The sequence below is a fragment of the Aeromicrobium sp. genome, from assembly GCF_036676885.1.
In the GTDB taxonomy this organism is placed as follows: Bacteria; Actinomycetota; Actinomycetes; order Propionibacteriales; family Nocardioidaceae; genus Aeromicrobium.
Window position 1 is genome coordinate 1 of the sequence record NZ_JAKFCB010000070.1, and the last position, 9,834, is coordinate 9,834.

The 9,834-nt window shown below is 69.1% G+C and carries 7 protein-coding genes and 1 pseudogene; 5 read left to right on the plus strand and 3 right to left on the minus strand.

All coding sequences use genetic code 11. The features are described 5' to 3' along the window. Positions 1-534 (plus strand): annotated as a pseudogene (locus V6M46_RS03835) (sphingosine kinase); the annotation flags it as partial. 35 nt (positions 535-569) lie between these two features. Continuing rightward, positions 570-3,296 (plus strand): DEAD/DEAH box helicase, encoded by a 2,727-nt coding sequence (locus tag V6M46_RS03840; RefSeq protein WP_332662446.1) that lies wholly within the window; start codon positions 570-572, stop codon positions 3,294-3,296. A 72-nt stretch (positions 3,297-3,368) separates the two neighbouring features. On the opposite strand, the gene V6M46_RS03845 is transcribed toward V6M46_RS03840, so the two are convergent. The 3 genes from V6M46_RS03845 to V6M46_RS03855 all read right to left on the minus strand — a co-directional run bounded on the left by V6M46_RS03845 (position 3,369) and on the right by V6M46_RS03855 (position 6,379). Further along, positions 3,369-4,274 carry a 5'-3' exonuclease gene (locus V6M46_RS03845; RefSeq protein WP_332662447.1) on the minus strand — a complete coding sequence of 302 codons (906 nt, stop codon included), beginning with the start codon at positions 4,272-4,274 and terminating at the stop codon, positions 3,369-3,371. A 27-nt stretch (positions 4,275-4,301) separates the two neighbouring features. Then, positions 4,302-4,718, minus strand: a complete 417-nt coding sequence (locus tag V6M46_RS03850; RefSeq protein WP_332662448.1) for a PLD nuclease N-terminal domain-containing protein — start codon at positions 4,716-4,718, stop codon at positions 4,302-4,304. Between the two features lie 122 nt (positions 4,719-4,840). Continuing rightward, positions 4,841-6,379, minus strand: a complete 1,539-nt coding sequence (locus tag V6M46_RS03855; protein WP_332662449.1) for a M28 family peptidase — start codon at positions 6,377-6,379, stop codon at positions 4,841-4,843. 116 nt (positions 6,380-6,495) lie between these two features. Here V6M46_RS03855 and V6M46_RS03860 point away from each other — a divergent pair, with 116 nt between their 5' ends. The 3 genes from V6M46_RS03860 to V6M46_RS03870 all read left to right on the plus strand — a co-directional run. Then, entirely contained in the window at positions 6,496-7,575 is a 1,080-nt protein-coding gene (locus tag V6M46_RS03860) for a M24 family metallopeptidase (RefSeq protein WP_332662450.1), read from the plus strand. Between the two features lie 35 nt (positions 7,576-7,610). Beyond that, positions 7,611-9,140 (plus strand): apolipoprotein N-acyltransferase, encoded by a 1,530-nt coding sequence (lnt, locus tag V6M46_RS03865; protein WP_332662451.1) that lies wholly within the window; start codon positions 7,611-7,613, stop codon positions 9,138-9,140. Between the two features lie 7 nt (positions 9,141-9,147). Then, the coding region (locus V6M46_RS03870) for a polyprenol monophosphomannose synthase (protein ID WP_332662452.1) at positions 9,148-9,834 on the plus strand (687 nt) is incomplete at its 3' end.

A 9,834-nucleotide genomic window follows, 5' to 3' on the forward strand; every position in this document is an offset into this window, starting at 1 on the left:
CACACGCGTACGGTCGATCTCGCGCGCGCGGGTGAGGCGTACGTCGCCACGGTCATCGCGTCGGGCTTCGACTCCAAGGTCAATGAGCGCGCCAACGCGATGACGTGGCCGCGCGGCAACATGCGCTACAACATCGCGATCCTGGCCGAGCTCCGCGAGTTCGAGCCACTGGCGTTCACCCTGACGCTGGACGGCCGGACCATCGAGCGCGAGGCGATGCTCGTCGCGGTGGGCAACGGCCCGTCGTTCGGGGGCGGCCTCCGCATCTGCGAGGGCGCCTCACTGGTCGACGGCCTGCTCGACGTCGTGGTCATCAACCCGGTCAGCAAGGCCAAGCTGATCCGGGTGTTCCCCAAGCTCTACAAGGGCACGCACATCACGATGCCGGAGTTCGAGCGCCACCTGGTGCGTGAGGTGACGCTGTCGTCGCCGGGCATCGTGGCGTACGGGGACGGCGAACGCCTCGGTCCCCTCCCCATGACGACGACGGTGCACCCGGCCGCGTTGCGAGTCTTCGCACCGCCCGCGCCGTGACCGGGAGATCACCCGGTCACGCGTAATGTGGAGGCATGACCTCCCCGGCCGAGAAGTACTCGAATTCCCGCGCCGCCCGGGCCTATCCGCACCTGGCTGCGTTTCGCGGCCACTACGCTTTCGAGCTCGACGACTTCCAGGTCCGGGCCTGCAAGGTGGTCGAGGACGGCCACGGTGTCCTGGTGGCCGCCCCCACCGGCTCCGGCAAGACGATCGTCGGGGAGTTCGCCGTGCACCTCGCCCTCGAGACCGGGCGCAAGTGCTTCTACACAACTCCCATCAAGGCGCTGTCCAACCAGAAGTACGCCGACCTGGTCGCCCGCCACGGGGCCGAGAACGTCGGGCTGCTGACCGGGGACAACACGATCAACGGTGAGGCACCCGTCGTCGTCATGACGACCGAGGTCCTGCGCAACATGCTCTACGCCGGCTCGCGCACGCTCGACACGCTCGGCTACGTCGTCATGGACGAGGTTCACTACCTCGCCGACCGCATGCGCGGCGCGGTGTGGGAGGAAGTCATCATCCACCTGCCCGAATCGGTGTCGGTCATCTCGCTGTCGGCCACCGTGTCCAATGCCGAGGAGTTCGGCGACTGGCTCACCGAGGTCCGCGGCGACACCGTCACGATCGTCGAGGAGCGCCGCCCCATACCCCTGCACCAGCACGTGCTGGTCGGCCGCAAGATGTTCCCCCTGTTCGAGTCGAGTGCCGACGACCAAGGTGTCGAGGTCAACCAGGCGCTGACCCGCATCGCACGTGACGACTGGCAGTTCAGCCGTATGCAGAAGGGCCGGCCCGGCAAGGGCGGCAGGCGCCCGCGCAGCCGTCACCGGACCGCGAGCCGGGTCGAGGTCGTCGAGCGGCTCGACGGCGAGGGGCTGCTGCCCGCGATCTGCTTCATCTTCAGCCGAGCGGGCTGCGATGCCGCGGTCAAGCAGTGCCTCGACGCGCGCCTGACGCTGACCACGCCGGAGGAACAGGCCGAGATCGGCGCGGTCGTGGACGCGACCTGCTCGCACCTGCCGGAGGACGACCTGCACGTCCTCGGCTACTACGAGTTCCGCGACGCACTCGTGCGCGGCATCGCCTCGCACCACGCCGGCATGCTGCCGACGTTCAAGGAGTGCGTCGAGGTGCTGTTCAGCGACGGGCTGGTCAAGATCATCTTCGCCACCGAGACGCTGGCACTCGGCATCAACATGCCGGCCCGCTCGGTCGTCATCGAGAAGCTGTCGAAGTGGAACGGCGAGACCCACGCCAACATCACGCCGGGGGAGTACACCCAGCTGACGGGTCGTGCCGGGCGCCGCGGCATCGACGTCGAGGGGCACGGCGTCGTGCTGTGGCAGCCCGGACTCGACCCCAAACAGGTCGCCGGGCTCGCCAGCACGCGAACATACCCGCTCAACTCCTCGTTCCAGCCGTCCTACAACATGGCGGTCAACCTGGTGGGCCAGGTCGGCCGCACGATCGCCCGCGAACTGCTCGAGCAGTCGTTCGCGCAGTTCCAGGCCGACCGCGCCGTGGTGGGCCTCGCCACGCAGATCCGCAGGGCCGACGAGGCGCTCCAGGGCTACCGCGAGAACGTCGAGTGCCACCTGGGCGACTTCATGGAGTACGCCGGCCTGCGCCGTGAGCTCAGCGACATCGAGGCGTCCGGGTCCAAGGCCCGGCGTGCCGCCGACCGCCAGGACGTCGTCGAGTCACTCGTCAGGCTCAAGCCCGGTGACGTCATCAACGTGCCGGTCGGCCGTTGGGCCGGCATCGCCGTCGTGCTCGACCCCGGACGTACGACCGACAGCGACGGGCCGCGGCCCATGGTGCTGACGGCCAACCGGCATGCCCGCCGGCTCGCGATGGTCGACTTCAACACCCCGGTGGCGCCCATCACGACGATGCGCATCCCCAAGTCGTTCAACGCCCGCAACCCGCAGGCGCGCCGCGACCTGGCCTCACAGCTGCGCAACCGAGCGGAAGGGGTTGCCTGGCGGCAGGACAAGCCATACCGCGAGCACGCCCCCCGCGAGGACCCCCGCATCGCCGCGATCAGGGACAAGCTGCGCAACCATCCGTGCCACGGTTGCCCTGATCGTGAGAAGCACGCACGCTGGGCCGAACGCTACTTCAAGCTCGAGCGCGACACCGCGAACCAGCGCGGCCGCATCGAGTCACGTACGAACACCGTCGCGCGGCAGTTCGATCGGGTCTGCGAGGTGCTCGACGTGCTCGGCTACCTCGACGGCGACAAGGTCACCGATGACGGGAAGCGGCTGCAGCGCCTCTACAGCGAGCTCGACCTGCTCGTCAGCGAGTGCCTGCGCGGGGACGTGTGGGACGGCCTCGAGGCGGCGGAGTTCGCCGCGGTGGTGAGTGGGCTGACGTTCGAGTCCCGCAACGCCGACGACGCACCCGCGCCGCGGTTTCCCACCGAGGCGGTGCGCACGGTCGCCGACACCATGACCACCTTGTGCACCGATCTCCAGCGCCTCGAGCGCGAGCACCGGCTCAGGTTCCTGCACCAGCCGGACTTCGGCTTCGCCCACGCGGTGTGGCAATGGAGCATGGGAGCCTCGCTCGACGACGTGCTCGGCCAGATGGACCTGGCCGCGGGAGACTTCGTCCGCGCCATGAAGCAGCTGATCGACGTCGTGGCGCAGATCGCCGATGCGGCGGGTCCCGGATCGCTGCGGGACACCGCTCGCGAGTCCCTCGACCTGCTCCGCCGCGGCGTCGTCGCCTACACCAGCGTCACCAGCTGATCCTTCGCTCGCAGAGCTCGCTCCCGGTCGGCCGCGGGCGGCCTCCCTAGGAACCGAAGCTTCGAGATCACCTCACTCTGCGGCGAGCGCTTTCAGGGCCCGGTCGGTGACGCCGCCGAGGCCCCAGGTCTCGCCGAAGGTGCGGAACGCCTCTTCCTGCACGGGCGCGGTGAGCACCTCGACGTCGCAGGCGTCTCGCTTGACCGCCACGACCGTGCGAGCGGCGTCGATGTAGTCGACCGAGCTGAGCAGCGACTGGCGTACGCGTGGCTTGATCGACGACCAGCGGTCCTGGGCCGCCTCGAGGATGCCGTCGATGTCGCTGAACTCCCGGAGCAGCAGGGCTGCGGTCTTGTCGCCGATCCCCGCGACGCCCGGCAGGCCGTCCGAGGCGTCGCCGCGCATCACCGCGAAGTCGACGTACTGCGACGCGTCGATGCCGTACTTGGTGCGGATCCACGCGTTGTCGACGACATCGTGCTTGGAGACGCCGCGCGCCACGTAGAGGACGCGTACGCCCCGGGCATCGTCGACGAGCTGGAACAGGTCACGGTCGCCCGTGACGATGTCGACGGGACCGTCCCAGGTCGTGGCGAACGTGCCGATGATGTCGTCCGCCTCGGCGTCAGCGGCGCCGACGACGGGGATGCCCAGCAGCGCGAACGCCTCGGCGATCAGGGGCACCTGGGGTCCGAGCAGGCCGCCGGTCGTGTCGGCCTCACCGCCCTCGTCGCCGACCCGCTGAGTCTTGTAGGACGGGAGCAGATCGACACGCCACTGCGGCCGCCAGTCGTCGTCCCAGCAGGCGACGATCGCCTCGGGGCCGTACTGCGTGGTCAGCGTCGACGTGAAGTCGAGGATGCCCCGCAGCGCGTTGACGACCGTCCCGTCAGGGGACTTCAGGGAGTCGGGAACGCCGAAGAACGCCCGGAAGTACAGACTCGCGCTGTCGAGGAGCAGCAGTCGACCGTGTGCCATGGAGCCGAGCCTAGTGTGAGGCGCCGCTCAGCTGGCGGTGCTGTCGCCCTCTTCGAGCTCACGCCGCGACTTCTCCTCGAGCTCGCGCCGCTGCTCGCGGTACGCCCGGCGTTGCTCCTCAGCGCGCTCGCGCAGACCGCGCAGGAATGCCTCGTCGTCCTCGGGATTCGCCGCGACCGCACGCCCGGGACGCTCGTACTCCGGGAACGACGACGGGTGGCCATGATTGCCCTTGTAGGGCATCGAGGAGGTCGCATCCGACTGCGGTCGGCCCGCGACGAGCCAGGCGATCGAGCCGATCAGCGGGAAGAACAGCACGATCACGACCCACATGACCTTGCTCAGGTTGCGGCAGGCGTACTCGCTGGTCGAGATGACGTCGAGCAGGCAGAAGATCCACAGCCCCAGGACGATGAGTCCCAGCACTCCGTCGAGCAGCAGCACGGCGTCTTCCTCCCACGTTCAGCGATCGCCACATCATGGCAGCCAGCAGGCATGGCCCGAGGCAGAACGCAGAGATCGGCGCCACCATCCCGAGGAGTGGTGGCGCCGATCGGTCGAGCGGCTCAGCGTAGGAGCTGCGATCCCCGGCTGGGTGCCTTGGACCGGCTGTCGTTCCCCTTGAGGCTGCCGTCGGGGAACAGGCCAGTCTTCGACAGCGTCAGCACGCCTGTCGCGTGCGCCGCGGCATCGCCGAGCTCGTGCAGGGCGGAGGCGTTGAGGTTGGAGATGTCGTCGCACGCCGCGTGGTAGCACGCGTCGTACGGCTCACCGGCCGTACCGCCGTAGACGACCGCCTGCTCTGCGGTCTTGACGCCCTCGGCACCGCTGAACAGTCCGCCCGCCGGGATTCCGGCGTCGATGAACGGCCCATAGTCGGAACGACCGTCGAACGCCGTCGGCTCGGACGCCAGGCCCTGCGCATCGAAGTAGTCGGTGAAGACGTCCTCGATCGCGTCCGAACCGGCCGGGCCCGCGTCGCCCCCGGCCGAGCCGTCACCGTCGTAGACGAACCGGACGTAGTTGGGGGAGCCGAGCATGTCGAAGTTGAGGTTGGCGTAGATCCTCGCCAGCTCGGCGTCCGACAGCTCCGCGACATAGTGCTCCGAGCCCACCAGACCCGACTCCTCGGCGCCCCAGAATGCGAAGCGCACGGGACGTCTGAGGTCCTTGGTGAGCTTGAGCGCCGACATCTGCTCAGCGATCTCGAGGATCGCCGCCGAGCCGGAGCCGTTGTCGTTGATGCCCGCGCCGGCGGCCACGCTGTCGAGGTGGGCACCGACCACGACGACCTCGTCCTGGTTGGCGTCCTTGGCGGCCTTCGCCGGAAGATCGGCGATGACGTTCTCGGTCTCACGGTTGAGGTCCGTCTCGGTCTTGGTGGTCACCCGGGCGGTGACGCCGGGCTCGGCCAGCGCTGCGCCGTCCTCGTAGGAGACCCCCACGGCCGGGATGTCGACGGGGTTGCCCAGTGTCCCGGTCAGCAGACCGTCACGCCCTGGCTGGCCCTCGTTGAACATGATGACGGCGTCGTAACCGGCCGCCGCGGCGTTGTTGGCCTTGGCCTCGAACGTGCACGTGCCGCGTTGGACCAGTGCTATCGCCGGTTCGGCCGGAGCAGCGGCGAAGTCTGACGCTTCGCAACCCGATGTGCTGCTCGGCTCGTCGGCCGGGGGGATCATGACGTCGTTCGTCGGAATGACCGGCCCGGTCACGTCTCCTGACCCCGAGTAGTCCATCGTGTGGGTCTCGACCTCGCGCTCGGTCGGCGTCAGCTGGGTCAGCGTCGCCGGCTCCAGCTCGCGGGTGAACGGGAAGGTGAACTTCTGGCGAGTGACGACGTAGCCGGCATCCTCCAGCTTGTCGGCCACATAGTCGGCGGACTCGGTGTGCCCGGGCAGCCCGGACGCCCGGGTGCCCTCATTGCGGTCGGCGATGCGCTGCAGCACCCGCATGTGCTGCATCAGGCCGCTGACCGTGACGGCCTGGGTGAGCGTGCTGGTGTCGGCGGGCTTCGGCGGTTGGCTTTTGGCCGTGGCCGGTCCGGCGACGAGAAGGCTGGCCGTCATGGTGACGGCAGCGATCGATGGCAGGATTCTGCGCATGTGTGATCCCCCGATCGTGTGTTGGTCGTCTCACCCTAGGTCGGGTCAGAGAGCCTGTCACGTGTCGTTTGGGCTACGGCGCGTATCGCCATGGGAGCCGCAGGTATCGTCATCTCGTGAGCAGATGGCGCAAGGCACAGCAACTGGCCGCATCGCAGGGCATCGACACCCTCCTCATCACGCCGGGAGCGGACCTCCGCTACCTGACCGGCTACGTGGCGCTCCCGCTCGAGCGGTTGACCTGTCTGGTGCTGCCTTCAGCCGGTGATCCGACCCTCGTCGTGCCGACGCTCGAGAAGCCTGCCGCCATCGCCTCGGGCGTCGACGTACGCGTTGAGTCGTGGAACGAGACCGACGACCCCTACGCCTTGGTCGCCTCGATCGTCGGTGACGCCGCCACGGTCGCCGTCGACGACCACATGTGGGCCTCGCGCGTGTTTGCGCTGAGGGAGGCGCTTCCTGACGCCCGCCAGGTCCTCGGCGGCGAGCTCGTCCAGCGGCTGCGCATGCGCAAGGACGCCGACGAGATCGGCGCCCTGCGCGAGGCCGGCCTGGCGATCGACCGCGTGCACTCGCGCATGGGCGAATGGCTGCGTCCCGGCCGCACCGAGCGCGAGGTCGGCGCCGACATCGCCCGCGCGATCATCGACGAAGGCCACGAGACCGTGGATTTCGTCATCGTCGGCTCCGGCCCCAACGGCGCATCGCCCCACCACGAGCTCTCCGACCGCGTGATCCAGGAGGGTGATCCGGTCGTCGTCGACATCGGCGGCACCAACGCGGCCGGCTACTGCTCCGACTCGACCCGCAACTACCTCGCCGGCGGCACCGTCCCGCCTGCGTACGCCGAGGCGTACGCCGTGCTTGAGGCCGCCCAGCAGGCCCAGCGAGAGCACGCGCGGCCCGGCGTGACTGCAGAGTCCGTCGACGCCGTCGGAAGGGCGCTGATCGCCGATGCGGGCTTCGGCGACCTGTTCATCCACCGCACGGGCCACGGGATCGGCCAGGAGACGCACGAGGAGCCCTACATCGTCGAGGGCAACGACCTGGTTCTCGAAGAAGGCATGGCGTTCTCGATCGAGCCCGGGATCTACTTCGACGGGCGCTTCGGCGCCCGCATCGAGGACATCGCCGTGTGCACCGCCGACGGTCTCGAGGTGCTCAACAACACGCCACGTGAGCTCGTCGTCCTGTGACGCCTGGCTGGGTGATCCCGAGGCGTACGGGTGACATGAGCGGCTCATCCGCGACCGTCTCCGCACGGCTCCTGACTCCCGGCATCGGCGGCCGCATCGCCTGGCCTGCCGCCATCGTGATGGGCGTCCTCTCGTCCCTCAACTTCGACCCGGTCAACCTGCCGTTCGCCATGGTCGTGGCCATGGCCGGCCTGATCTGGCTCGCTCACGCCCTGCGGGACGCCCGCAAACGTACGGTCATGCTCACCGGCGCGCTGTACGGGTTGTCGTTCATGGGGCCACTGATCTGGTGGATGAACGCGGTCAGCACAGCCGCCTACATCGGGCTGGTCCTGGCGGAGACGCTGTTCTTCATCCCCATCATGCTGGCGCTGCGTGCCTCGGCCAGGCTGCGTTGGTGGCCAGTCTGGGGGGCCGCAGTGTGGGTGCTCGGCGAATGGGCTCGGGGAGGCTTCCCGTTCACGGGCTTCCCGTGGGGAAGGCTCGCGCACACCTCGATCGACACGCCGTTCGAGGCCTACGCACGACTCATCGCGATGCCGGCCACGAGCGCCGTGCTGTTCGTCGTCGCAAGCCTGCTGGTCGTGCTCGTGACGTCAGCCGCCTGGCGCACGAGGGCGCTGTCCATGGCAGCCGTCCTGGCGCTCGCCGGAGTCGGAGCGGTGCTGCCGACCGGCATCGCCGGCGCCGACGGCACCCGGCAGGTGGCACTCGTGCAAGGTGATGTGCCGGGGGTCTTCCTGACCTGGCCCATCGGCGAGATCTTCAAGCTGCACGCCGCCGAGACCGACAAGCTCGCGGCGCGGATCGAGGCCGGCGAGGTCCCCAAGCCCGACATGGTGCTGTGGCCCGAGAACGCCACCGACACCGATCCTTACCACGACACGGCGGTCAGGCAGCGCATCCAGGCGCTCTCGGCCCGCATCGGCGCACCGATCCTGGTCGGCGGCATCTTCGACGGGCCGACGACCACGACGGCGTACAACCAGGGGGTCGTCTGGACCGCGGACGGGCCGGGGGAGCGCTACGTCAAGCTCAAGCCCGTCCCGTTCGGCGAGTACGTGCCGTGGCGCAAGCAGGCAGGGTTCTTCGTCACCCGGCTCGCCCGCGACATCCCGCGCGACATGCTGGCCGGCGACGAACCCGGCGCCCTGCGCATCGGCGACACCCTGATCGGCGACACGATCTGCTACGACATCGCATACGACAGCGTGACCCGTCGCGCGGTCGACGGCGGGGCGCAGATGATCGTCGTGCAGACCAGCAACGCGGCCTTCACCAACACGTCGCAGCCCGAGCAGCAGTGGGACATCTCCCGGCTGCGAGCGATCGAGACCGGTCGATGGGTCGTCGTGCCGTCGACCAACGGGATCAGCGGCGTGGTCGACCCGCATGGGCGCAGCGTCGAACGCGCGCCGATGCACCAACCGGCGACTCTCAGTGCCGAGGTCACGCTGGCCGCCGGCAAGACCCCGGCACTGGTCATCGGTGCGCCGCTGGAGTACCTGCTGGTGATCCTTGGTCTGGGAGCATGGTGGTTCGGCACCCGACAGAAGGACAGCTGACGGCACAATGACACGCACCCTGGTCGTCGTCCCGACCTACAACGAGGCCGCCAACGTCGCCTGGATCGTCGAGCAGCTCCACCTCGCCCAGCCCGACGTCGACGTGCTGATCGCCGACGACGGCTCTCCTGACGGCACCGGCGACATCGCCGACCGGCTCGCAGCCGCCGACCCGCACGTCAACGTCCTGCACCGGCCCAGCAAGCAAGGTCTCGGCTCGGCATACCGCGCCGGGTTCGCCTGGGGCATCGAGCGCGGCTACGACGTGCTGGTCGAGATGGACGCCGACGGCTCGCATCGCCCCGAGGACCTTGGCAGGCTGCTCGATGCCAGTGCTGCCGGAGCCGATCTCGTGCTGGGCTCACGGTGGGTCGATGGCGGTGGCGTCGTCAACTGGCCGTGGCACCGGCGGTTCATCTCCCGCGGCGGTACGTTCTACGCCCGCCTCATGCTCGGCATCCCGATCAAGGACGCGACCGGGGGATTCCGGGCCTTCCGCCGCGAGACCCTCGAGCGGCTGCCGCTCGACGAGGTGGCTTCGCAGGGCTACTGCTTCCAGATCGACATGGCACGGCGGGTGCTCGCCGCCGGCATGACGATCGTCGAGGTGCCGATCACGTTCGTCGAACGCGAGCGCGGTGAGTCCAAGATGAGCGGCGGGATCGTCCGCGAGGCCCTGTGGCGAGTCACGGTG

Coding starts and splice junctions, on each gene's coding strand:
- lnt (WP_332662451.1), top strand. CDS start 7,611: ATGAGCGGCTCATCCGCGACCGTCTCCGCACGGCTCCTGACTCCCGGC.
- V6M46_RS03855 (WP_332662449.1), bottom strand. CDS start 6,379: ATGCGCAGAATCCTGCCATCGATCGCTGCCGTCACCATGACGGCCAGC.
- V6M46_RS03840 (WP_332662446.1), top strand. CDS start 570: ATGACCTCCCCGGCCGAGAAGTACTCGAATTCCCGCGCCGCCCGGGCC.
- V6M46_RS03845 (WP_332662447.1), bottom strand. CDS start 4,274: ATGGCACACGGTCGACTGCTGCTCCTCGACAGCGCGAGTCTGTACTTC.